The organism is Mesorhizobium sp. M0051, assembly GCF_040323235.1.
GTDB lineage: Bacteria > Pseudomonadota > Alphaproteobacteria > Rhizobiales > Rhizobiaceae > Mesorhizobium.
The window spans coordinates 1-21745 of the sequence record NZ_JAMYUT010000007.1; the positions used below are offsets into that span (position 1 = coordinate 1).

A 21745-nucleotide genomic window follows, 5' to 3' on the forward strand; every position below is an offset into this window, starting at 1 on the left:
CACGCTCTCGAACGCGGGCAGATTGGCAAGGCAGGAGCGACATTCCTACTTTGCCAGATCCGGACATTTTAACTTAGCTGCTACAGGTGAAAGTTGCATAAGATATCTTATGGAACTTTGACATATTGGCGCAAAGTTAAAATGTCTTGATTCTGCAAAGTAGGAATGTCGCCCTGCTCGCTGTCGAGCGAGGGAGACGGCAGAATGGGATTGATCCTCATGAGCGAGCGCGAGCTGCAATGCATTGAGGTGCTTTCGAAAGTTGTGGAGCGGCGCACGACCATGGTGTCGGCCGCACGGGTGCTGGGACTGTCGGCTCGGCAAGTTCAGCGTCTGTTGAAGACCTTCCAGGCTGAAGGCGCTGCGGCACTTCGGCACAAGGCTCGAGGACGACCATCGAACCATCGATATTTCGCCGGCGTCGGCGAGTTGGCGATCCAGTTGGTCCGAGAACATTATCTCGACTTCGGCCCGACCTTGGCGGCCGAGAAGCTGGCCGCGAACCACGGCCTGGTCGTGTCGCGCGAGACATTGCGCAAATGGATGGCGGAGGCTGGGATTTGGCTGTCGCGCAAGCAGCGCCGGACATTCCATCAGCCGCGTTTGCGCCGGGAATCTGATGGCGAGCTGGTGCAGATCGACGGCAGTGATCACCGTTGGTTCGAGGAGCGCGGCGACCCATGCACCCTGCTCGTTTTCATCGATGACGCGACCGGCAAACTCCAGCAGCTTCGCTTTGTGAAGTCGGAGAGCACGTTCAGTTACTTCGAGGCCCTGGAGCTTTATCTGAAGGCGCATGGTTGCCCGATAGCGTTCTATTCCGACAAGCACACGGTATTTCGGGTGGCGAGGGCCGAGGCCAGCGCCGGCCGCGGCATGACGCAATTCGGGCGAGCGCTTTCCGAACTCAACATCGAGATCCTGTGCGCCAATTCGAGCCAGGCCAAGGGCCGGGTCGAACGTGTCAATCGCACGCTGCAGGACCGGCTTGTGAAGGAACTGCGTCTTGCTGGCATCTCAGATATCGAAGAAGCCAACGCTTTTCTGCCGGCATTCACGACCAGCTTCAACGACAAGTTTGCGAAGATCCCTACCCGGCCGGACAATCTGCACCGTGTCTTGAACATGCCGGCTGATCGACTCCGCGACCTGCTCTGCAAACGCGAGCAGCGCTATGTCGGCCAGCAATTGTCTTTCTCCTATGAACGCAAGCAGATCATGCTGGAGAAGAATGATATCTCATGCGGCCTAGTCGGCAGATATGTCGACATTTACGAGTTCGCCGACGGTCGCCTGGATGTTCGGTGGAAGGCATGCTCCCTGCCCTACACTGTCTTCGACAAAGAGCAGCGCGTCACCCACGCCGCGGTCACCGAGAACAAGCGGCTCGGCGAAGTGCTGACCTGGATCAAGGCTCAGCAGGACGAGGCGCGGCCTCCGCCGAAGATCAAGACCAACAGCGAACAGATCGCTTACAGGAAGCGCGGAACGAAGCCGGGCCGCAGGACGGATTTCATGAATGATCCTGCTGTCATCGCGCGTCGACAACAAGCGCTGGCAAGGCTGGATGCTGCCGAGTGAAGTCAGCTCTCAAAAGCTAAAGCCGAGGCGCCAAGCTTGAAACGCGCCCGACCGGGCTGCGCAACCCCGACCAGCTGACGCCCGATCGGGCGCTTGTGTCAGCGCCAGGAAGCGCGTCACTGTCGCATTTCTAACTTGCTGGACCCTGCCCCTCGCAAACGTAGGATGCGACATTTCTACTTTGCAGAGCGAGCGACATTTCTACATCACCGCCACATGACATTAAATGAAAACGCTTCGTTGACCACATCGTCCTGTGCAACCACGGATTCGTAGTTTGCGAAAGAGAAATCTCTCTCAAAAAGCACGTCGGCTACATTTGAGAAGAGCACATTTTTTGACCGTTCAAGGCCTTCCGGCTTGTATCAGGCTCGCCCGCGACTCCCATGGAAAGCGTGCACTCGGTCGCGAAGCCACCAGGCAATCTTAGGACACTGCTATCACGGCGCTCTAAGAGATCAGCGGCGCCCCTCTCCGGCTTGGTAATCGGCCTTGCGCTTTGATCCCTAAGCGGGGAACATGCGCGATCAGCGCGCCGTCAGCCGGATTTTCGACTGAGGTCGCACGGCGTGCGGACAAATTCGCCGTCGACAAGGCACCGGTGTTGAAAGAGGGGCGCGTCGGCGAGCGGCGGGAGGATCATTGGCAGGAGCTTTCTCGATCGGGCAGTTATGCGGAAAACAGGAATGCCGCCGCCGGATCGAAAAAGACTTGACGGCTGCAGGGCGTCAGATCCTGCGACCGCATGGCGGCGGAGGTCGGCCTGATGTCGATCTCCTGTCCAGTGGCCGTGCGCGCGACGATGCGCCGTCGTTCGCCATAGAAGGCGACATCGACGATCTCGACAGCGAGTTCCGCGCTCGCCGGCTTTCGTTCCATGCCAAACGCTTCCGGCCGGATCATCAGCCTGGTTTTTTGCCCCTTGTCGAAGGTCCTGTTGACGCTCACGCCGGAGACGACTGAACCGTCCGCCAGCCGGATCGTTGCCGCGCCATTGGCGGTTTCGAGATGTTCGGCGGTGAGGAAATTCGAATTGCCGATGAAGCCGGCGACGAAGTCGGTGGCCGGTCTGAGATACAGGTCCTCGCCGGTGCCGGTCTGCTCGATGCGACCGTCCCTGAAGAGCGCGATCCGATCCGAGAGGTGCAGCGCTTCCTCCTGGTCATGCGTGACATAGAGGATGGTAACGCCGGTCTCGCGGTGGATGCGGCGGATCTCGGCCTGGATCTCCTCGCGCAGTTTCTTGTCGAGCGCCGACAATGGCTCGTCCATCAAAAGGATCGGCGGATCGTAGGCCAGTGCCCGGGCCAGCGCCACGCGCTGCTGCTGGCCGCCCGACAGTGCGCCGGGCAAGCGCGCGGCGAAGCTTTCCAGCCGCACCAGGGTCAGCATGTCGGCGACCTTCTTCTTCACCTCGGCATCAGGTCGGCGGCGCACCCGAAGCGGAAACGCGATGTTCTCGGCCACCGTCAGATGCGGAAACAGCGTGTACCGCTGGAAGACCATGCCGATGCTGCGCTTGTGCGAGGGTATCGCCAGCAAGGATTTGCCTTCCAGTTGGACATCGCCGGAGCTCGGATCCTGGAAGCCGGCGATGGCATAGAGCGTCGTTGATTTTCCCGAACCCGACGGCCCGAGAAAGGTCAGGAATTCGCCCCTGGGAATCTCAAGGGTGACGTCGTGCACGGCGGTGAACGCGCCGAACGCTTTGTGCAATTTGCGGATGGAGAGGAAGGGCTGGATCATGTCTTGACCTTTCGCTGCAGCAGCGCCGTCACCACCATCAGGGCAAGCGTCAGCCCGACCAGCAGGCTGGAGGCGGCGGCGATGACCGGGCTCAGATCCGAGCGCAGACTGCCCCAGATCTTGACCGGCAGGGTTTGCAAGGAGGGGCTAGCCATGAAGATCGCCACCACGACCTCGTCCCAGGAGGCGAGAAAGGAAAAGATCGCGGCGGAAAAGATGCCGATCCGGATCGATGGCAAGGTTATCCTGAGCCTGGCCTCGAACGGGCTGGCGCCGCAGACGATGGCCGCGTCCTCGATCGATTTGTCGAAGCCTTCAAGTGCGGTGGCGATCGGGATGATGGCGAAGGGCAGCGCCAGCACCGTGTGGGCGATGACGAAGCCGATGCTGGTACCGCCGAGACCGAGGCGCAGGAAGAAGGCGTAGATTGCGATGGCGAACACCACGACCGGCAACACCATCGGCGTCAGCAGCAGACCGCGAAGGATTTCGCGGCCGCGAAACTGGCCGCGAACCAGGGCAAAGGAGGCGAGCAGGCCGATCATCACGGCAAGGATCGCCGTCATCGTGGCGATGCGGGCGCTGGTCAGCGCCGCCTCCAGCCAGGAAGGGTCGGCGAACAGCTCCCGGTACCATTTCAGCGTCCAGCCAGGTGGCGGAAAGGCCAGCCAGCGCGACGAGCCGAACGACAGCAGAACAATGAAAACCACCGGCAGGAGCAAGAAAGCGGCGACCAGGGCGGTGAAGCCGAGCAGCGCAATTTTCAACCAACCCATGCGGTCGTAGTCGAGCAGCATCTCAGATGCCTCCCGTCATGCGCCTGGCGCCGACAAGGCGCAGCTGCAATGCGTAGAGCGCCATGGTGACGACGAGCAGGATGAAGGCGGCGGCGCTGCCCAACCCCCAATTGAGCAGCGACTGGATCATCTGCGCGATCATTTCGGCCAGCATCATGTTCGATGTGCCGCCGAGCAGTGCCGGGGTGACGAAATAGCCGAGCGACATGACGAACACCATCAGGCCGCCAGCGGCGAGGCCGGGCAGCGACAGCGGCAGCAGGATGCGACGGAATGCCTGGATGGGGCTGGCGCCGCACAATGCTGCGGCACGCAACGTCATCGGGTCGATCGCCCGCAAGGTGCCGACCAGCGGCAGGATCATGAACGGCAGCATGATGTAGACCATGCCGATGGTCACGCCGGTGAGATTGTTGATGAGCGGCAGCGGCTGGTCGATGATGCCGATGGCGAGCAGCGCTCGGTTGATGACGCCGGTGCGCTGCAGCAGCACCATCCAGGCATATGTGCGGGTGAGCAGATTGGTCCACATCGACAGGATGATGACGCCGAAGATGATCGAGGCCAGCGCGGAGGGCATGATCGCCAGCATCCAGGCGACTGGAAAGGCGACGACGACGGTAACGGCGGTGACCACCGCCGCGACGAGGAAGGTGTTGAAGAACACCCTGGCATAGGTGCCGTCACCCAGCAGCGTTGCGTAGTTCTGCAGGCCGGGTTCGGGCTCGGTGACACTGCGCAAGAGCAGGGCCAAGACCGGCGCGACGAAGAACAGCACGATCAGGACCAGCGCCGGCAGCAGGCTGTTGAAGCCTGCCGGCATGCGGAATCCTGGTAGGCTCTGGCGTGTTTCGACCGACATGGCAGTGATCCGGCTATGGGACGAGACGGTGCTGGCCGCCTCGTCCCGTGCTGTTCAAGAGGCAGGCTTATTTCGCCTGCCAGGCATACCAGCGCGTGGCGATCTCGTCGCGGTGCTCGGCCCAGTAGTTCATGTCGAGGTTGATCTGCCCGTCGACATGGGCATCCGGCAGCGACTTCACGACGTCCGCCGCCATTTCGGCCTTGGCCTTGGTGTTAACAGGCGCATAGCCGCTGGATGCGGCAAATTCCGCCTGGCCGGCCGGGCTGCTTGCCGCAGCCAGGAACTTCATCGCCGCATCCTTGTTCTTGGCGCCTTTCGGGACCACCAGGACGTCGGCTGCCGTCAGGTTCTGATTCCAGGACACACCGACATCGGCTTCGTCGTGCTGAAGCGCAAAGACGCGGCCGTTCCACAGCTGGCCGAACGCCGCCTCACCGGAAGCGATCAGCTGCTGCGACTCGGCGCCGCCGCTCCACCAGACGATGTCAGACTTGATGGTGTCGAGTTTCTTGAAGGCGCGGTCGAGATCGAGCGGATATAGCTTGTCGGCGGGAACGCCGTCGGCGAGCAAGGCGATCTCGATGACGCCGGGCGCCGACCATTTGTAGAAGGTGCGCTTGCCCGGGAATTTCTTGGTGTCGAACATGTCGGCCCAGCCGGCCGGTTCGCCTGACACCGCGCCCTTGTTCCAGGCGAGCACGAAGGAATAGTAGAAGCTGCCGACGGCATGGTCGGTGGTGAAGCGCGGATCGAGATCGGCCTTCGGCACAGCGGCGAAATCGATCGGCTCCAGCAGGCCGTCCTTGGCCGCCTTGATGGCGAAATCCATCTCGACGTCGACGACATCCCAGTTGACGCTACCGGCGTCGACCATGGCCTTCAGCTTGCCGTAGTCGGTCGGCCCGTCCTGCAGGACCTTGATGCCGGATGCGGCGGTGAAGGGCTCGGCCCACGATTTGGTCTGGGCTTCCTGGGTTGTTCCGCCCCAGCTGGTGAAGACCATTTCCTCGGCCTTGGCGGCCGTCGTTGCAAGCAGTCCGGCAACAATGCCGGTGAAAATCAGTTTCATGTCGTTCTCCTCTGTTTGTTTTCGTTGTTGGCTGTTCGCGATCGGCGTTTTCGCCTTGATCGCGAATCCCCGTCCGCGGCGGCTACCGCATGACAAAAGGATCGGGAATTGGGTCGTCGGAGGTGCGTATCCACACCGATTTCGAACGCGTGTAGTCGCGGATCGCGTCCATGCCGCCTTCGCGGCCAAGGCCTGACTGGCCATAGCCGCCGAACGGAACCAGCGGCGAGACGGCGCGATAGGTGTTGATCCAGACCACACCGGCGTGGATGCCGCGCGCCATGCGATGGGCTTTCGCGAGATTGGTGGTGAACACGCCGGAAGCGAGGCCGAACCTGGTGTCGTTGGCAAGCGACAGCGCTTCAGCCTCGCTGTCGAAGGCAAGCGCGCTCAGCACCGGACCGAACAGCTCTTCGCGCACGCAGGCAAGGTTCTGGTCTGATGCCTCGATGATCGTCGGCGCGTAGTAGAAGCCGTCCGCCTTGCCCTCGGGGCGCTTGCCGCCGGTGACCAGCCGGCCGCCACTGGTGAGGCTTTCGGCGACGGTCTTCTCGATCCATTCGCGCTGCCGCGATGTGGCAAGCGGCCCCATTTCCGTTTCGGGATCCTGCGGGTCGCCGATCCGGATCGCCTCGGCCTTGTGCTTGAGCCGGGCGAGGAACTCGTCCTTCACTGAACGCTCGACCAGCAGGCGCGAGCCGGCGACGCAGCTCTGGCCGGTGGCGGCGAAGATACCGGCGACGACCGCGTTGGCGGCGCTGTCGAGATCGGCATCGGCAAACACCACGACGGGGCTTTTGCCGCCCAGTTCGAGCGTCGTGGAGGCAAGGTTTTCCGCGGTGTTCCTGACGATCTGGCGGGCGGTTGCCGGACCACCTGTGAAGGCAACGCGGGCGATGAGCGGATGGCTGGTCAGGCGGTGGCCGCAATCATGGCCGAAGCCGGTCAGGATGTTCACGCTGCCGGCGGGAAAGCCCGCCTCGTGCACGAGTTCGGCAAAGGCCAGCAGTGGGGCGGGGCCATCCTCCGAAGCCTTGAGGACGACAGTGCAGCCGGCCGCCAAGGCCGGGCCGAGCTTGACGGCGGACAGGAAGAGTTGCGAATTCCACGGCACGACCGCCGCGACGACGCCGATCGGCTCGGGTCGGATGGTCACTTCCATGTCGGCCTTGTCGATCGGGACAAATGAGCCTTCGTGCTTGTCGGCCAGCCCGCCATAATAGCGGTAGTAGTCGCCGACATAGGCGATCTGGGCGCGCGTCTCGCGGATGATCTTGCCGGTGTCGCGCGTCTCGAGTTCCGCCAGCCGGTCGGCATTGGCGACAACCAGATCGCCGAGCCGCACCAGAAGCTTGCCGCGCGCCGTTGCGGTCATCGCTGCCCATGGGCCGGAGTGCAGTGCCCGATGTGCGGCCGCGACGGCGCGGTTGACATCGGCGGCTGAAGCCGCGGGCATTTTTGCCCATGTTGTGCCGGTCGACGGGTCGATGCTGTCGAAGGTCGAGGCGGCCTCCACGAACTGGCCGTCTATGTAGTTCCTGAATTCGCCGGTGCTCGTCACGCGCGCGGTCCCTGGAAGGCCGGCATCACTTTGTCGATGAACAGCTGCAGCGATTTCTTCTTGCGCTCATGCGAAAGGCCGCTGTCGATCCAGATCGAATACTGGTCGTAACCGAGCGCCTCATAGGCCTTCAGCCTGGCGATCACTTCGTCTGCCTCGCCGATCACAAGATGCTGCCGGATCTTGTCCGGTGCATATTGCGGCATGGCCGCAATCTCGCCCTCCGTCAGTTCTTCCAGCACGCCCTGGCGCACCGGCTTCTTGTTCTGGAACCAAGCGCCGAACTGGCAATAGAATTGCGACAGGTCCTGCGTCAGACGCTCGGCGTCGGCTGCGTCCTCGGCGACGAATGTGTGCATCAAGAGCATGATCTCGGGTCGCGCTATTTCGGGATGAGCAGCACAGGCCGCGTTGAAGCGCTCCATCAGGCTCACCACTTCGCCATCGCCGGAGGCGAGCGGCGTCACCTGGACATTGCATTTATTGGCCACCGCAAAGTCGTGCGAATTGGGGTCACGCGCCGCCACCCAGATCGGCGGATAAGGTTTTTGCAGCGGTTTGGGCGACGAGGTGGTCGACGGGAACGACCAGAATTCGCCGGAGAGTTCGAAATCGCCATCCCACAGGCCACGGATCGCCGGCACCATTTCGCGCATGCGCTGACCCGCGCCCCAGGCTTCGAGCCCGGGGAAAAGCCGCTGGTATTCGTATGCATAGGCGCCGCGTGCAATGCCGATGTCGAGCCGGCCGCCGGTGATGACGTCGGCCATCGCCGCTTCGCCTGCAAGCTTGATCGGGTGCCAAAACGGCGCGACGATGGTTCCGGTGCCGAGCCGGATCGTGCTCGTCTTGGCGCCCAAATAGGCGATGTTGATGAAAGGGTTGGGCGAGATGGTGAATTCCATCCCGTGATGCTCACCGATCCAGGCGGTCTCGAAGCCGGCCTTGTCGGCCAGCACGACAAGTTCCTCCAGTTCGGCAACAAGCTCGGAATGCGGCTTCGCCAGATCCGAGCGCTCCATGTGGACGAACAGCGAAAATTTCATTGGCATCACCTGCGACCAGTAAGAGCTTGGGACGACGCGGCCCTGGCGAGCGGCCGGACTTCGCCTTCGACCTCGTTGCCGACATAGACACCGAAAGCATCTTCCGTGCGTTCACTGATATAGCGGGTCAGCATGGAACGAACCGCCGGATCGGCGATCTTCAGATCGGCGATATCGTCGATCTCGACAAGCCGCGTCTGGCGATCGCTGGGATTGGGTGCGGTAACCGTTCCCCGGTAGTAGACGTGTGAGCGCGACGGATCGGCCGCGTCGTCCCACACCGCAAACAGGAAGCCGAGCTGTGCGTCGACAGCCTTGGCGGCGAGGCATCCCTTGAGGCTGCGAGCGTCCTTCGGCGAGCCCAGCCCGCGACCCGCCGGCAATTCGTGGAAACCGCCCGGTGTTTCGAAGAACAGCACGCGGCCTTTATTCTCGAGAATGGCACCAACTTCGGCCCCATGAGGTGCTGCCGCCAGCGCCTCCTGGCTGAGGCCGGGTGTGACATAGGTGCCGCGGCAATAGCCAAGCGGCTGCGCGCCATTGTGGGTGAAGTCGCGAACGCGGCCGATCAGGATCGAATGGTCACCTGCGTCGACCAGTTGCTCCATGCCGCAATCGAATACGGCGACGGAACCGTCGATCAGCGGATTGCCGGTTTGCCCGGACTGCCAGGCAACAGAAGCGAATTTATCGGCGGCCTTGGAGGCGAAGATGCCGGATTCTGCCTTCTGGCTCTCCGACAGGATGTTGATGGCGAAACCTCTTGAGGTCGAAAAGGCGCTGTGCCCCAACGCCTTCTTGGCGATGCACACAAGCACCAGCGGCGGATCGAGCGAGACCGAGGTGAAGGAGTTGGCGGTGAAGCCGCGTGGCTCGCCCTCCGCACTGACCGTGGTGACGATGGTGACACCGGTCAGGAACGAGCCGAGCGCCCGCCTGAATTCGCCGGCGTCAAATGCAGCAGCCGTCTCCGGCCTAATGGCAGCGTCTTTCTCCGCATCGAGAAACGCCATCATGTGTTGAGTCACTTTTTCCGGCGAAGCGATTGTCATCATGTGTCTTTCGCCGCTGAGAACGAGACATTGCCCGTGCGGTGCCAGTCGGGCCATCGCCGCCGACATGGCCGGCGTGGAATTCCTGTCTTCCGATCCGGTCATGAACAGTGCCGGCGCTGCGAGCTCGGCCAGGCGGTCGACATGCTCGGTATCGGCGCGGGCAAACAGGCGATAGGTGCGCGCGTAGCCCTGAGCGCTGACGCCTTCAAGCGCCGTGCGTGCCGTTGCGGCTGCACTGGCAAGGGTGGCCGGCAGCGGGTCGCCGAACCAGCGGGCAAGCGTTGCGGCGATGGCCGAAGGATCGCCATGAGAGCCGAGTGCTGCCGCGCGTTCGCGCACCGCCTGCGCCAATGCCTCAGGACGACGGAACACGCCGTTGAGGCAGATGACGGAGTCGACACGCGACGGTGCGCGAAGGGCGATTTCGAGAGCGACCAGCGCCCCCATGGAGTGGCCGACGATCGAAACAGAGGCGAGACCGAGGTGATCGAGCAAGCGGATCGCCTGGTCGGCAAAGTCGGACAGGTTGGAGTTTTCCGGCGGCAGCGGCGAATTTCCATGGCCGAGCATATCGATGGCGATCAGCTCGCGGCGATCCTGCATCAGCTCGATCTGCGCCTGCCAGATCCCGGCATTCATGCCGACGCCGTGGATGAGCAGAACCGGCGCGCCGGAGCCGGCACGGATGAAGCCGGTTCCGTCCGGAGCCGTGTCCCGGACCCATGCAAGGGCGGCGGCGTCAGCCATGCAGATCACCGACCTCTTTCAGATCCTGATAGCGGTCGCCGATGCGGTGGTGCGGACGTCCGCCAATGGAAGCGCCGAGCGCCACCACCAGTTCGTCCGGCGCCGGCGCGTCGCCGATCTGGAAATGCACGGTCAGATAGTGGGAGCGGCGGCCTTCGTCGTTCTTGTCCATCAGCGGGATCATGATTGGCGTGTTCGGCCCGCCACGCAGATTGGTGAAGGCGAGATAGGTCTTGGCGCCAACGGCACGGCGATAGTGGTTGCCGAAATGCAGGGTGTGGATCAGCGCCGAGGCGTGTTCGATCTCGCCTGAGGTGCCGCAGATGGCAGCCTTGCCGTAGCCCTCGATCGCCTCGCCGGAACCGGCGACGGCAAGAATCTCACGGGTAAGCAACTCGCCAAGCACCGGCGCATAGGCCCGTATCGCGGGCGAAAGGTCATCGGTAAACCCCTTGCCTGCCCACGGGTTGTCCAAGACAGCAGCGACGCCAATTAGGCGCAGGGGCCTGGGTGCCGCCTTGCCACCCTCGATCAGAGTGGTCTCGACATGGGTCACTATCTTCCGAATAGCAGGGCTCATAGAGGTCCTCTGGAAACTGACCAAGGTTGAACTCACATTCCATAATATGGTATACCATACTATTATCGGCCAAAGCGGCTTGTCAACAGGCATTCGAATCTGGTTTCGTCATTCGTGAAAGGACCAATCCATGGACGATACACTTCGCATCGAGCGCTCGACAAAAACGCTTCGGACCCTGGCGCTGGAACGCATGCGCGAGGCGATCATGGATTTTCGGTTCCAGCCAGGTGAAAGGCTTGTCGAACGGCCGCTTTGCGACCAACTCGGCGTCAGTCGTTCCGTGGTTCGAGAAGTGCTGCGTCAGTTGGAGACCGAGGGCCTTGTCCAGATGATTCCAGGGCACGGGCCGGCGGTAGCGCGACCCGACCTCAACCGTACGGAGGAGATCTATGAGTTGCGTGCCTTGCTTGAGGGGATCGCGGCGCGTGCCTGCGCCCTCACCGCAACCAGCGAACAGATTGAAGGTCTCGAACGCGCGTATGAGGACCTGCTCAAGGCATGGGCCTCAAGCATCCCCGTCGAGGTGATGCGGGCAACATCGCGCTTTTACGAGAATTTGTTTGTTGCCGCAGGCAAGCTGATCGCCTGGGAAATCGTGCAAGGATTGAACGTGCGCATCAATCAATTGCGATCAATGACGATCGCCTCGGCCAACCGGCGCGGTCCCGCGATCGCCGAGATGGAAGATATCATGAACGCGATAAGGGCACGTGAGGCCGACAAGGCGCAAGCCGCCGCCCGGCACCATGTCGAGCAGGCTTGGAACATCGCGCGGCTGTCCTTGCGTCCCAACTGATTTTCTCCTGACGCTGCCTCTGTCGAATCGGCAAGGCTGTCCTCGGGGGGCGACTCCGGGTGCGCACGTCCGCGCCTTTCACTAAATTTTTTTGGTAGGCCCGTCCGCGGAAGCTGTTTCCCTTGCGCAAGCCTCGGCGTCGCGGTCGCTCGCGTCATGACCGACAACGTCCTAGGAGCGGAAGAAAATGGAGGAGACAGTCAAAGTCTCTCTGTTCGTCAGCATGATCTCGCCGCATGACGCTCGTCAAGTTGGGTGGTCGAACCAGGCGACTTCCACCGGCAAGGGAAGACGCAAAACTCACCTGGAAAATGGCGACTTTTGCCATTGTGGGCGTGAGCCTTGCTTTCGCGAAGGAGGAGCTAACCACCTCCGTCACCCAGGAAACGGTAATTCGGCTGCTGTGTATGACGGGAATTGGCGAAGCTGAAGCTATTGACCTAGCATCCAGGCCGCGACCCGCCCTCTCTCCAGAAAAAACATCACTGTAGTATTCCATTCCCGGTCGCTCGCCCTGCTGCCGATTTCCGGCGAATGCGACCTCGCGCGATTGGAAGGATGCCACATCAACGCGAGGCGAGAAGAGAGCCGCCGGGGCCCGCAGGGCTCGACGGCCTTCCAAGGTATCAGCCGCCGAGATTCACCCACACCGACTTTGTCTGCGTGTACTGTGATAGCGCCTCAAGGCACTTGTCGCGCCCGTTGCCCGTCCGCTTGTACCCACCCCAGATCGAGGTCATATCGCCATGGTCGAAGCAGTTGACCATCGAGGAGATCCAGACGATGACGGAAGCGGCGCTCGCATTCGCGCGCGAGGACGCCACGGTAGAGGAGACGCGAACCGTCGATCTTTCGGCGCTGGTCGGCAGCCTCTGCGACGATCTCGCTGAGCTCGGCCAAGACATCACCGTCGCCGATGGACCCAAGGTGCTGTACCGCGGCCGGCCGGACTCCCTGCGCAGGGCGATCCGCAACCTCGTCGAGAATGCCGTCCGCTATGGCGAACAGGCAAGGGTGAGCCTGGTGCGGAGTGCCGATAGCCTGGACATCGTGGTCGAGGACGCAGGACCCGGCATTCCGCCAGGCAACATGGAACAGGTGTTCGCTCCCTTCTTCCGCATGGAGCAGTCGCGCAACCGGGAGACCGGCGGCGTCGGGCTCGGCCTATCAATCGCCCGCGCCATCGCCCGTCACCACGGCGGCGATATCGTGCTGGAGAACCGGAGCGGGGGCCTTCGCGCTGTCATCAGGCTGCCGCTCATCGACATGGCCAAGCACCTTGCCCCGGCGCCGGTGCCTGAGACGAACCCTCCGACCGGACTACGATCCTTGCCGGCTTGACCGAAACCCGTCCCACGATCAGGACTGCCGCGCTGCCGCCACGATTGGATCATCGCCGTCGCAACGAAGGACAAGTCATCACCTGCATCCTCTCCCTCCCTGCCCAGCCACCGCTGTTGCTGTCGAGCGGCTGGTCCTGCCGGAAGCCTCCGGCCCGCAGCAAAGCTCCTCCCCTCAACGTTTCGCAGAGGCCATCCGATGAACCATTCACAAGCCACGACACGCAACCCCCTCATGTCCGCTGGAGTTGCAACCGCATCCCTGGCGACGTCCATCATGCGAGCGCGCGCATCCCTGGCTACGCTGTTGGCCGCCGGCCTGCTGTTGCCTGCCGCCGCTTCCGCGCAGCAGGCCGACGGCGAGCGGCTGTTCCGGCAGCGCTGCGGGGCGTGCCACAGTATGGAGCCTGGCCAGAACAGGGCCGGTCCGCATCTGTCTGGCGTCATCGGCCGCCAGGCCGGCAGCATCGAGGGAGCACGCTATTCAGCCGCGTTGCGGGAGTCGAACATCGTCTGGGACAGTTCGTCGCTCGACACCTTCCTCACAGCGCCGCGTCAGATGGTGCCTGGCACCCAAATGACTTTCGGCTTTTCCAATGCCGCTCAGCGCGCGGCGATCGCGCTCGCGAACGTCGCGTTCGAAGGCATCCGGGTTCCTGGACCGCTTGTTGGTCTCTCGGATCATCAGAGAATGACGGCATACTGGTTTTTTACTCGATGATATCAATCCAATCTCCCTTGGTCGAGGAGCCGATCCAGGAGGTGGACGGTAACATGTGGGCGGCCAAGGAGCGCACGACGACCTACATCGGCCGCTACAGCGCCAGGCTACATATCGGCGAGGCCTTCATTTCCGAAATCGATCTGCGCAAGTAGGGGAGCCATCCCATCGCCGCGATTCCCCTCCTTATGCGGCGCAGGTGCCGAGTATCGGGGTCATCGTTTTCACATGCTCATCAATCCGCTCGAGCACCTTCTCCGGAATAACGGCCCGTTCCGGAAGGCTCCACCAATGATCGTTGACGCGCTCGACGACCTTGATCACCGTCCTCAGCACGGCCGGCTCTGGCAGCCTTGCACGGTTGGCGAACGCCTTCCATCGCGGGGCAGCGAGCGCCTTGAAGGAGCGTTCGCCGCCGAGCGAGAGCGCCATCGAGTCGGCGGGAATATAGGGCACGGTCGACAGGACGTCATAAATTGGCGCAAGCTCTGGCTTGTCGCCAGGGCCCCGGTAGATCAGCGACCAGTTTTTGAGGTGCATGTCGCCGTTGCCGGTGATGACCGTCAGCGCCAGACGGCGCACGAATTCGAGCGCGGCCGTCGGCGAGACGGCCGCGCTCAGGGCTGAGGCAATGTCATGATATGCGGCGCCCTCATATTTGCGCGAGGGATAGACACCGAAAACCTGCGCGAAATCCTCGATATGGACGCGCTCACGACCAACGACGCGATCGAAGCGTTTGACGAGGAGAACCTTGCCGTCCGACAGCGTGTCGAACTCCTCGGGAATTCCCTCGAAATCGGACTTCTCGACAAGCTCGCGCTCGGGCACGTCCATGCCGATCGCCGCCGCCAGCGCTAGGTTGGCAAACTCATTTTCAGAGACGCCGGGGAACGCCGACGATGGAAATTTGGCGATGTACTGGCCTTGCTCGTCGCCCATAGGCAAGGTCAACCCACCTCCCTTGCCGTTGTTCTTGATCACAGAGAGTTTCATCTGTACGCCCGCGAGCGAGAACCGGGCTTTTGGCCTATCCTTTGAGGCATCCTCGGCAACTGCCGTCGTGCCATCGGTCGGCAAGACACGCACGGCGCCGGGAAGATCCGCACCCAGCGCGGCCAGCAGATCAAAATCGTTTCCTGCGCGCACATTGCCTGCGTGGTGTTTCTCCATCGCTTCGCGCAGTTTGTCTTCTGGAAGAAGGTTGGCGAAGAATGCAGGTAAGGCCCCGGCAAGAGGCTTTGGATCCTTCCGCAATCCTCCTGCCGCCGCGCGGAAAGAAAGGCTGAGGACGGGAAAGCCCCCGGTCGCTCGATAGGCGTCGTCGAAATTGAATGCATTGAAATCGCCTGGCGTCCTGACGATCGTTCCGACCTTCAGATCGTTCAGCAGCACGTCAAGGATGGCCTTGGGTGCTTTAAACATTCGGGGGACGATCATTCCTCGTCGGGTTGGGAAACAAAGGCGGGGAGATCGTCGTCATGCGGTCGCAGCAAGGACTTGACGGCAGGAACCATGGACTGTGGGATCAGCATCATCTCCAGGCCTAGGGCGCGGGTGATGTTCATCAGGGTGGTCGCACGTGCCGCGGCTGCGCCCGTTTCGATGTCGCGATATCGGGGACGCGATATGCCGGCCATATCGGCGACCTGCTCCTGCGTCAGCGACGCGGTAAGCCGCGCCTGCTTCAGCAGGTGACCTATTTCAAGCAGGCCCGCATATTCCGATGGCATGGCGATACCTATGAGTTTCATTCAAAGCTAGTTTGATACGCATAAGTATCTTTTGTGCTGTCAATGTCAAGGGGTTGATCTGTTTGTAGATCATTTGTCATATAAATGAACTGTTTGGGGATCATGACCTTAGGTGAGCGCTGATCCCGCATCGCCAGGGCCGGTCTCGCCATCGGCCCGCATGGTGAAGATCCGCTCCGGGGTTGCCTTGACCTTGCGACCGAACTTGGTGCCGATGGCCTTGGCCTTGGCAATCCCATCCAACAGCCTCTCCGAGCGAATGGCCGTCTCGAACTCAGCGAACACGGGCCAGCATCTGGAGCATGGCGGGCCTCGGCATTGTGATGATGCCGATCGCCGCTTTTCAGGCAGAAGACAACGACGGCGCGTCGGTTGAGGTGGTTGGCGTCACCTACAGGCAGGACGACAACGAAAACCTGTCGTTCGTCGTGATGGTGGATGTGGGCGATGGCGAGATTATCCCATCACTGCGCGACAGTGTTAAAGCAGCATGAACCTTGCACCCCGATCAACGAGCGTCACCAGCACTACGGAGAGCGCCGAACCATTCCGCGGCAGGCGCGTTTCATGGAAGGAATTCTATTCGCTGCGGCCTGGCTTGCGTTCTGCCAATGATAATGAGCGGAGGGGTACGGCCGGCAGGACCGACTACGTTCGGCCGGCGAAATGACACGTGGGCAACTCCCAACCGCACCTTGGTTTTCCAGATCGGCACCAGATGCCAGTGACACCTACTCAAACTCGAGTAGGGATCCGGTTGTCGTCCTCGCCGATCGAAGTGGACGGCTAGGCCTTCATCGACCGCAGCCAATACAGCGTAACACTCAATCTGCTCGTCGGAAAGCTCGCAGTCTAGGACTTTGTCTCGCACTGCTTGAACTGCCGAAAAGGTAGAAACGATGCGTCCGGCGGCACAAAAGCAGAGATATCCCTCGACAGCGTCAATGACGTCGTCGGGAACAATAAAGTTAAAATGGCGCAAATTAGATGTGGTGGAAGCTACGCGGTTTAGCATTTCGCCTTCAGTAAGCCCCAGCAGACGCTGGCGCCGAAAAAGAAAAATTAGCAAGAACTATTTGGGCGGCGCCGACTTTTATCCACCGCTTTCTAGGGGATAGGGGGCGTTCCGATATCCGCCATATCGCGCCCATTTCCCCAAAAAAATATAACATGACCACTTCCCCACACCGTCGCGCTTAGCGACGGCACTGTGCAGGTGTGTCGCCTCGGTTGGGCGGATCTATGGAAACTCCGACCCGACCTACGGCCGGCGAATGACAATCAGATCGGCTCGCCGAACTCCTCTTCGTTACGGGCGGTCGGGGTGCTCTCATAATCGGGCTGCGGTCGTAGGCGCAAATCAACTCGAGCCTGAGCGCGCCCGACTTCTTCACCGAATTTATACGCAACATAGAGTGCGCCGATTCTGACAAGCCAACGGATCATGAAGGTCTCCTTCGGCGGGAGAAACCCGGCGAAGGGCGGATTGTTCCACCGGATGCTGAATGCAAGTTGCCGCTCCGATGGGGGTGGCGCATGGTGTATTGGCGAGGAAAACGATGGACGAAGCCGAAGCGCTTGAAATTACCTTTACTGAGCTGGATGCAGCTTTGCCGAGGCTTGCTGCCAGCGTGGCACCACCGTCGGCAATCAATCTAGCCTCCGGCCGACACTGTCGATATGTCGAACAGCATCCTCAGCAGGCCCTGGTTCTCAAGTCCGTCCGAACACTGAGTGCTCTAACGGCTTGTGCATCCACGTCGGTGATCAGCATATGGCCCGGCGACACCGTGATCGAGATCGCGAGTTCGGCACGCGCAAGAGCGTCTTGAGCGGTCAGGCTGCTGGCCCAGAATACAGGGACCTCCCCTTCCCTGATTTCGACCGCATCGCCCCAGTCGGGAGCCATCAAATCTCGTATCCCGATGGTCACCGGCTCCCCGACATGGATGGGGGAGCCGTGCGCATGCGGGAAACCTGCGGTAAGGGCGCGAACCTTGTCGACGTCGCATTGTCTTATCGGGCGCATGGAGACGACCATTTCGCCACCAAACGATCCGACTTGGAAGGTCTCGATCCTGGTTCTAAACTTGGGAGAAGTTTTTCCGACGTCGATGCGACGGAGTTTCACGCCCTTTTCGGCAAGTGCTGCCTCGACGGTAAGCGAACTGCCTAGCGCAAAAGCGGCAAAGTCATCCCGCCACAAATCGATGATGTCGGTTTTCCGACGGATCATCTCCCCAAACCAATAGATGTTGTACTGGGGCGCATCGGTGCGGATATCGATGTCACCCAAGGCGGGGAGCAATGGACTGCCGGCACGACTCACGGCCACCAAAGGACAGGGTTTCGGATTGCGGACGCAAAACTGATGGAAATCTCCGGCAAAGCTGCGGGGCACAATCACAACGTTGGCCTGCAATTTGCCGCGCGCAAGCCCTCCCGTATGCCCATCATAGGCGCCCGTTCTAACCAGTCTGCGCAGCCTATCTGCATCGACCAGTCGCAAGTCCTCGTAGATCAATGAAGTGGTCTGGCGAGCCATGGATTCCGAGGATGTGCATGTTTCAGAGACACGTCGAGAAGGCGTAAGATCATCGACGGGTCGGCCGCCTGTCAAATTATCAGAATCTTTCCTCGTCGATAAATTGTATTTATTGGTCGACAAACAGAGGCCTCTGTTATTATTAGCCTCTGCTCATAAATCTTTCGCTCTCATTGGCAGCTGCGGCAGCCGATCGCTTCTATCTGTCGTGCTGCTTCGTGCAGAAAGGCCAGGTCCCGGTTCATGTAGAAGAGCAGGAAAGCCGCGTAGAGGACAAGTACGAGGCTGAACACCAGCGTCTTGACGACCAGCGAGAGCGCAAAGACATTCAGGTGCGGCGAGGCGCGCGCCAGGAAAGCCAGCACAATGTCGGACAAGAGCATGCTGACAACGACCGGGAACACAAGGGTCAACGCCATCACCAGGATGCGATTCAGCAGATCGAGAAATATCCAGGCAGCATCCTTGCTGAACACAGGCAGAAGTTGGTCGATCGGCCAAAGGCCGTAGCTGTCGTAGAGGCTCGTCAGGGAGAGCTGCAGGCCACCGGCTGCCAGATAGATCGTCACCATGATGACGGCGAGCAAGGTGCCGGTGGCACTCGTCTCATGGGTCATCATCGGATCGATCAGGGTCCCCATCGTGGAACCGCGCTGCAGGTCCAGGATATCGCCCGCAGCCTCCGCCGCCCAGAACGGTATGCCCATTGCCAGCCCGAGCGTCACCCCGACAACGACCTCCTTGAGCATGTACAGAACGATCATCGTTGTCGTGATATCGGTGTTCGTCAGTTTGGTCACGATCATCGGAAAGACCGGAACCGCCAACGCCAGGGCCACCCCGTTGCGCAGAAGGCCGGATAGCGGCACGCGTGAAAAGAGCGGCATCAGGAGCATGAAACCGGTCAGGCGTGCGAGCGCGAAAGCCCCTGCCAGAAGATAGAACTGAAGCTCTTTGACCGACGCGAAGAGTGGTTCGACCGGCATCCGCGTGCCTCAGCGCGTGACGACGGGGAATTCGTCCAGCGCCGTCGAGGCCTGCTCCGCGATCTGCTGGCCAAGCAGCGGACCGAAGACGATGATGACCAACAGGATCACCACGAGCTTGATCGTCTGCGGCAGCGATTGGTCCTGAATCTGCGTCAGCGCCTGGGCAAGGCCGACAAGGATGCCGACAGCCAGCGCCGCGATGATCGCCGGACTGGACGCGAGCAGCACCGTCAGAAGCGCGCTTTGGACCTTCGCCAGGATGAAGTCATTGCTCATGGGAACCCCAGCGGTGTCAGACGTAACTCAGGATGAGGCCATGCATCAGCCGCGACCAGCCATCAATTGCGACGAAAAGGAACAGTTTCAGCGGGATCGAAATGAGAACCGGCGAGACCATGATCATGCCGAGCGTCATCAGGACGTTCGCAACAACGATATCGATGATGAGGAAAGGAAGATAAAGCAGGAAGCCGATCTCGAAGGCGCGGGTAAGCTCGGATGCGACGAAGGCGGGAACAAGGATCGAGAGATCGTCATCCTTGAGATTCTGCCGCGCCTGTTCCGGCCACAGGCGGCTTGTGCCATCGAGAAAGAACTGCCGTTCTTCCGGCTGGGTGAATTTCATCAGATGTCGCTGCAATGGTTCCCTGACCATTTGTGCCGCCCTGGCAAGGTCGTCCGTAGTCTGGAACTGAACTTGTCCTTCCTGAAGCCGGCCCGACATCTCGCTCAGCAACGGCGTGGTGACATAGACCGTAAGCACAAGCGCTATTCCGTAGAGCACCAGATTGGGCGGCATCTGCTGGACGCCAAGCGCGTTGCGGACAAGAAACAGCACGACCGAAATTTTCAGGAAGCCCGTCATCGTGACGACGGCCAGCGGCAGCAACCCGACGAAGCCTACAGCGATCAGAATCCCAAGGAGGTTGGGCGAATTCTCAAGCATTGTCGAACATACGGACGATCCGCACGCCCAGGTTTTCCCCAATCCGCACGATCTCGCCACGACCGACACGCTTGCCGTTGGCGATGATGTCGACAGTCTCCTGCGTTACATCGGTGAGCGCAATGATAGCGCCGGGCGCAAGCTGCCTTACGTCCCCAAGAGGCATTGCCGTGCGGCCGATCTCGAAGGCAAGCGCGACCGGCAACTCGTCCAGAGTCGACTCTTCCAATGTCTGGCCGGCTGGCGGCGGCGTGTTCTGGTTCATGGTCCACTCCCAATTCGATCCAGCGATTGCAGACGGCGCGGCAAGCAATTGCGGCCCACCGGCAGTCAAGGTCACCGGCGCATAAAGACGCTCGGCAATGATGAGTGCCGCCATGCGTTCTTCCTCCGCATCCCTGAAAAGCACCACATCGCCAGGCTGCAGGCTTTGAAGCTCGCCAAGGGTGATCGTCAGCGCGCCACGTCGAAGGCACACCGACAGTGGGAATTCGGCCGGAATCGGCGGCCTCGCTTTGCCGATCTCGTCGAGAAGGCGGCCGATCCGAACCGCCAGGCCGGCGTCCGTCGTGTTCAACACGCAGTCTATCGTTTCGTCGTTGCCGGCCATGACAAAAGCGAGGGGGATTTGCTCCGAAACCGTATCTCTTCGCTCAACCGAGGTGAGCGCGATCCTCTCACCCAGCTTGCTCTCAATCCTTTCGAGGTCCTCTTCGAATGCGGATTCCAGCAGCAGTGCGGCGTGAGTGGGCGCCAGTCGTTTCATGTCGACCAGCTCGTCCGCCTTGGCGAAGGCTCGTTCGACCACAGAAAGCGGCAGGCGCAATTTGGCGACCTTGCCTGCGACGGTGAACGCAATCGTGCACAGCCGCTGGTCCGCAGGGTTCGCCGCCGGCCAGACGGCAGCAATCGTCATTGCCTTCCCCGCGATGGTGATCTGCGCTGGGGCGCGGCGGCGGTAGAAGGCGTTCAATGCCCCGACTTCCGCGGCCGCGACGGATTCCAGTGTCAGCCGTTCGCCGACGCCCGGCAGTCCTGCTGAGCGTTTCACCGGTTTTCCGCGCGCTTTCGTTTTTGCCGACGCCAGGGCCTGAGGCATTACACTTCCATATCCACGATCACGGATGGGCTATCGTTCTGTTGGCAAGCGCGGCGGATCGCGTTCCTCTTCCTCGACAAGCTCGGAAAGAGCGAGGCGACGGCGCGCGCTGCGTTTGGTCAGATGCTCCAACAGGCCATCCAGCTTCGTCACCGCCTTCAGGCTCGCACGATGATCATTGCGGGCTGCCGACAACTCCTCTTTCCGTCGCTCCTCGGCGGCGCCGGCAATCTTCTCGTTTTCGCGCAACTGCTCGGTTTTTCTGGCGGCGATTTCGAACCGTCCCTGAAGCCGATGGAAGCTGGCAGCCTTTACCGGCTGCCCAACCAGCGAACCGAACGCTGCCTCTTCTGCGTCAACCGTGCGCCGGAGGTGTTCGGTGACCGCAGCGGCTGCCGCCTGAACCTCCTTCGCGGCCCGATGCGCAGCGGCGTGCCTTCTGATCACGCCTTCCTTGGCGCGTTCTTCCCGGCGGCGTCTGAGGTCGCCCAATCGAGCGATCATG

At 61.3% G+C, this 21745-nt stretch carries 25 protein-coding genes and 1 pseudogene; 7 read left to right on the plus strand and 19 right to left on the minus strand.

The features are described 5' to 3' along the window. Positions 1 to 204: 204 nt before the first annotated feature. On the plus strand, positions 205 to 1581 hold the full coding sequence (locus NKJ90_RS09115; RefSeq protein ID WP_352485926.1) for an ISNCY family transposase: 1377 nt from the start codon (positions 205 to 207) through the stop codon (positions 1579 to 1581). A 669-nt stretch (positions 1582 to 2250) separates the two neighbouring features. On the opposite strand, the gene NKJ90_RS09120 is transcribed toward NKJ90_RS09115, so the two are convergent. The 8 genes from NKJ90_RS09120 to NKJ90_RS09155 form a co-directional block, all read right to left on the minus strand. After that, positions 2251 to 3327: an ABC transporter ATP-binding protein gene (locus NKJ90_RS09120; protein WP_023758711.1), complete on the minus strand. Its 1077-nt coding sequence runs from the start codon at positions 3325 to 3327 to the stop codon at positions 2251 to 2253. Continuing rightward, positions 3324 to 4124, minus strand: a complete 801-nt coding sequence (locus NKJ90_RS09125) for an ABC transporter permease (RefSeq protein WP_352485927.1) — start codon at positions 4122 to 4124, stop codon at positions 3324 to 3326. Before NKJ90_RS09125 ends, NKJ90_RS09120 begins: the two co-directional genes overlap by 4 nt. A gap of 1 nt (position 4125) precedes the next feature. Next, a complete protein-coding gene (locus NKJ90_RS09130; RefSeq protein ID WP_352485928.1) occupies positions 4126 to 4986 on the minus strand; it encodes an ABC transporter permease in 861 nt (286 codons plus the stop codon). 67 nt (positions 4987 to 5053) lie between these two features. Further along, entirely contained in the window at positions 5054 to 6058 is a 1005-nt protein-coding gene (locus NKJ90_RS09135) for an ABC transporter substrate-binding protein (RefSeq protein WP_031260023.1), read from the minus strand. A gap of 82 nt (positions 6059 to 6140) precedes the next feature. Beyond that, on the minus strand, positions 6141 to 7619 hold the full coding sequence (locus tag NKJ90_RS09140; RefSeq protein ID WP_352485929.1) for an aldehyde dehydrogenase: 1479 nt from the start codon (positions 7617 to 7619) through the stop codon (positions 6141 to 6143). Next, positions 7616 to 8665 carry an LLM class flavin-dependent oxidoreductase gene (locus NKJ90_RS09145; RefSeq protein WP_352485930.1) on the minus strand — a complete coding sequence of 350 codons (1050 nt, stop codon included), beginning with the start codon at positions 8663 to 8665 and terminating at the stop codon, positions 7616 to 7618. Before NKJ90_RS09145 ends, NKJ90_RS09140 begins: the two co-directional genes overlap by 4 nt. Before the next feature lie 5 nt (positions 8666 to 8670). Beyond that, positions 8671 to 10467 (minus strand): alpha/beta fold hydrolase, encoded by a 1797-nt coding sequence (locus NKJ90_RS09150; protein ID WP_352485931.1) that lies wholly within the window; start codon positions 10465 to 10467, stop codon positions 8671 to 8673. Beyond that, positions 10460 to 11047 carry an amino acid synthesis family protein gene (locus tag NKJ90_RS09155; RefSeq protein ID WP_031260025.1) on the minus strand — a complete coding sequence of 196 codons (588 nt, stop codon included), beginning with the start codon at positions 11045 to 11047 and terminating at the stop codon, positions 10460 to 10462. Before NKJ90_RS09155 ends, NKJ90_RS09150 begins: the two co-directional genes overlap by 8 nt. Positions 11048 to 11177: 130 nt before the next feature. Here NKJ90_RS09155 and NKJ90_RS09160 point away from each other — a divergent pair, with 130 nt between their 5' ends. Continuing rightward, positions 11178 to 11846, plus strand: a complete 669-nt coding sequence (locus tag NKJ90_RS09160; RefSeq protein WP_023758719.1) for a GntR family transcriptional regulator — start codon at positions 11178 to 11180, stop codon at positions 11844 to 11846. A gap of 236 nt (positions 11847 to 12082) precedes the next feature. Beyond that, positions 12083 to 12337 carry a hypothetical protein gene (locus tag NKJ90_RS09165; RefSeq protein WP_352485932.1) on the plus strand — a complete coding sequence of 85 codons (255 nt, stop codon included), beginning with the start codon at positions 12083 to 12085 and terminating at the stop codon, positions 12335 to 12337. A 135-nt stretch (positions 12338 to 12472) separates the two neighbouring features. Here NKJ90_RS09165 and NKJ90_RS09170 read toward each other — a convergent pair whose 3' ends face one another. After that, complete coding sequence (locus NKJ90_RS09170) at positions 12473 to 12613, minus strand: aldehyde dehydrogenase family protein (protein WP_352486079.1); 141 nt, start codon at positions 12611 to 12613, stop codon at positions 12473 to 12475. Here NKJ90_RS09170 and NKJ90_RS09175 point away from each other — a divergent pair. The 3 genes and pseudogenes from NKJ90_RS09175 to NKJ90_RS09185 form a co-directional block, all read left to right on the plus strand. Then, positions 12609 to 13187, plus strand: a pseudogene (locus NKJ90_RS09175) (sensor histidine kinase); the annotation flags it as partial. The gene NKJ90_RS09170 and the pseudogene NKJ90_RS09175 overlap by 5 nt on opposite strands. A gap of 306 nt (positions 13188 to 13493) precedes the next feature. Then, entirely contained in the window at positions 13494 to 13907 is a 414-nt protein-coding gene (locus NKJ90_RS09180) for a c-type cytochrome (RefSeq protein WP_502904890.1), read from the plus strand. Then, entirely contained in the window at positions 13904 to 14062 is a 159-nt protein-coding gene (locus NKJ90_RS09185) for a hypothetical protein (RefSeq protein WP_156938521.1), read from the plus strand. The genes NKJ90_RS09180 and NKJ90_RS09185 overlap by 4 nt, the downstream gene beginning before the upstream one ends. Before the next feature lie 31 nt (positions 14063 to 14093). On the opposite strand, the gene NKJ90_RS09190 is transcribed toward NKJ90_RS09185, so the two are convergent. From NKJ90_RS09190 to NKJ90_RS09200, 3 genes are all read right to left on the minus strand, one after another. Then, positions 14094 to 15332: a type II toxin-antitoxin system HipA family toxin gene (locus tag NKJ90_RS09190; RefSeq protein WP_352485933.1), complete on the minus strand. Its 1239-nt coding sequence runs from the start codon at positions 15330 to 15332 to the stop codon at positions 14094 to 14096. A gap of 11 nt (positions 15333 to 15343) precedes the next feature. Further along, on the minus strand, positions 15344 to 15661 hold the full coding sequence (locus tag NKJ90_RS09195) for a helix-turn-helix domain-containing protein (RefSeq protein ID WP_502904891.1): 318 nt from the start codon (positions 15659 to 15661) through the stop codon (positions 15344 to 15346). A 108-nt stretch (positions 15662 to 15769) separates the two neighbouring features. Further along, a complete protein-coding gene (locus NKJ90_RS09200; protein ID WP_502904892.1) occupies positions 15770 to 15904 on the minus strand; it encodes a hypothetical protein in 135 nt (44 codons plus the stop codon). A gap of 59 nt (positions 15905 to 15963) precedes the next feature. On the opposite strand from NKJ90_RS09200, the gene NKJ90_RS09205 reads away from it, so the two are divergent. Next, on the plus strand, positions 15964 to 16155 hold the full coding sequence (locus NKJ90_RS09205; protein WP_352485934.1) for a hypothetical protein: 192 nt from the start codon (positions 15964 to 15966) through the stop codon (positions 16153 to 16155). Positions 16156 to 16942: 787 nt separating this feature from the next. On the opposite strand, the gene NKJ90_RS09210 is transcribed toward NKJ90_RS09205, so the two are convergent. The 7 genes from NKJ90_RS09210 to NKJ90_RS09240 form a co-directional block, all read right to left on the minus strand. Further along, a complete protein-coding gene (locus NKJ90_RS09210; protein WP_023758727.1) occupies positions 16943 to 17107 on the minus strand; it encodes a hypothetical protein in 165 nt (54 codons plus the stop codon). Between the two features lie 250 nt (positions 17108 to 17357). After that, positions 17358 to 18206 carry a D-glutamate cyclase family protein gene (locus tag NKJ90_RS09215; protein WP_352485935.1) on the minus strand — a complete coding sequence of 283 codons (849 nt, stop codon included), beginning with the start codon at positions 18204 to 18206 and terminating at the stop codon, positions 17358 to 17360. Positions 18207 to 18376: 170 nt separating this feature from the next. Then, on the minus strand, positions 18377 to 19192 hold the full coding sequence (sctT, locus tag NKJ90_RS09220) for a type III secretion system export apparatus subunit SctT (RefSeq protein WP_352485936.1): 816 nt from the start codon (positions 19190 to 19192) through the stop codon (positions 18377 to 18379). Positions 19193 to 19201: 9 nt separating this feature from the next. Further along, positions 19202 to 19471, minus strand: coding sequence for an EscS/YscS/HrcS family type III secretion system export apparatus protein (locus NKJ90_RS09225; RefSeq protein ID WP_023758730.1), 270 nt, complete (start codon positions 19469 to 19471; stop codon positions 19202 to 19204). A 16-nt stretch (positions 19472 to 19487) separates the two neighbouring features. After that, a complete protein-coding gene (gene sctR, locus NKJ90_RS09230; RefSeq protein ID WP_352485937.1) occupies positions 19488 to 20141 on the minus strand; it encodes a type III secretion system export apparatus subunit SctR in 654 nt (217 codons plus the stop codon). After that, entirely contained in the window at positions 20134 to 21192 is a 1059-nt protein-coding gene (gene sctQ, locus NKJ90_RS09235) for a type III secretion system cytoplasmic ring protein SctQ (RefSeq protein WP_352485938.1), read from the minus strand. Before sctQ ends, sctR begins: the two co-directional genes overlap by 8 nt. Before the next feature lie 78 nt (positions 21193 to 21270). Continuing rightward, positions 21271 to 21732 (minus strand): hypothetical protein, encoded by a 462-nt coding sequence (locus NKJ90_RS09240; protein WP_156938522.1) that lies wholly within the window; start codon positions 21730 to 21732, stop codon positions 21271 to 21273. Positions 21733 to 21745: the final 13 nt, after the last annotated feature.

Excerpts from the sequence above, each read along its gene's own strand:
- NKJ90_RS09160 (WP_023758719.1), top strand. The coding sequence starts at position 11,178 with ATGGACGATACACTTCGCATCGAGCGCTCGACAAAAACGCTTCGGACC.
- NKJ90_RS09195 (WP_502904891.1), bottom strand. The coding sequence starts at position 15,661 with ATGAAACTCATAGGTATCGCCATGCCATCGGAATATGCGGGCCTGCTT.
- NKJ90_RS09155 (WP_031260025.1), bottom strand. The coding sequence starts at position 11,047 with ATGAGCCCTGCTATTCGGAAGATAGTGACCCATGTCGAGACCACTCTG.
- NKJ90_RS09120 (WP_023758711.1), bottom strand. The coding sequence starts at position 3,327 with ATGATCCAGCCCTTCCTCTCCATCCGCAAATTGCACAAAGCGTTCGGC.
- NKJ90_RS09210 (WP_023758727.1), bottom strand. The coding sequence starts at position 17,107 with ATGATCCGTTGGCTTGTCAGAATCGGCGCACTCTATGTTGCGTATAAA.
- NKJ90_RS09135 (WP_031260023.1), bottom strand. The coding sequence starts at position 6,058 with ATGAAACTGATTTTCACCGGCATTGTTGCCGGACTGCTTGCAACGACG.
- NKJ90_RS09115 (WP_352485926.1), top strand. The coding sequence starts at position 205 with ATGGGATTGATCCTCATGAGCGAGCGCGAGCTGCAATGCATTGAGGTG.
- NKJ90_RS09170 (WP_352486079.1), bottom strand. The coding sequence starts at position 12,613 with ATGGTCAACTGCTTCGACCATGGCGATATGACCTCGATCTGGGGTGGG.
- NKJ90_RS09145 (WP_352485930.1), bottom strand. The coding sequence starts at position 8,665 with ATGAAATTTTCGCTGTTCGTCCACATGGAGCGCTCGGATCTGGCGAAG.
- NKJ90_RS09150 (WP_352485931.1), bottom strand. The coding sequence starts at position 10,467 with ATGGCTGACGCCGCCGCCCTTGCATGGGTCCGGGACACGGCTCCGGAC.
- NKJ90_RS09130 (WP_352485928.1), bottom strand. The coding sequence starts at position 4,986 with ATGTCGGTCGAAACACGCCAGAGCCTACCAGGATTCCGCATGCCGGCA.
- NKJ90_RS09190 (WP_352485933.1), bottom strand. The coding sequence starts at position 15,332 with ATGTTTAAAGCACCCAAGGCCATCCTTGACGTGCTGCTGAACGATCTG.
- NKJ90_RS09125 (WP_352485927.1), bottom strand. The coding sequence starts at position 4,124 with ATGCTGCTCGACTACGACCGCATGGGTTGGTTGAAAATTGCGCTGCTC.
- sctT (WP_352485936.1), bottom strand. The coding sequence starts at position 19,192 with ATGCCGGTCGAACCACTCTTCGCGTCGGTCAAAGAGCTTCAGTTCTAT.
- NKJ90_RS09225 (WP_023758730.1), bottom strand. The coding sequence starts at position 19,471 with ATGAGCAATGACTTCATCCTGGCGAAGGTCCAAAGCGCGCTTCTGACG.
- NKJ90_RS09165 (WP_352485932.1), top strand. The coding sequence starts at position 12,083 with ATGACGCTCGTCAAGTTGGGTGGTCGAACCAGGCGACTTCCACCGGCA.
- NKJ90_RS09205 (WP_352485934.1), top strand. The coding sequence starts at position 15,964 with ATGGCGGGCCTCGGCATTGTGATGATGCCGATCGCCGCTTTTCAGGCA.
- sctR (WP_352485937.1), bottom strand. The coding sequence starts at position 20,141 with ATGCTTGAGAATTCGCCCAACCTCCTTGGGATTCTGATCGCTGTAGGC.
- NKJ90_RS09185 (WP_156938521.1), top strand. The coding sequence starts at position 13,904 with ATGATATCAATCCAATCTCCCTTGGTCGAGGAGCCGATCCAGGAGGTG.
- NKJ90_RS09215 (WP_352485935.1), bottom strand. The coding sequence starts at position 18,206 with ATGGCTCGCCAGACCACTTCATTGATCTACGAGGACTTGCGACTGGTC.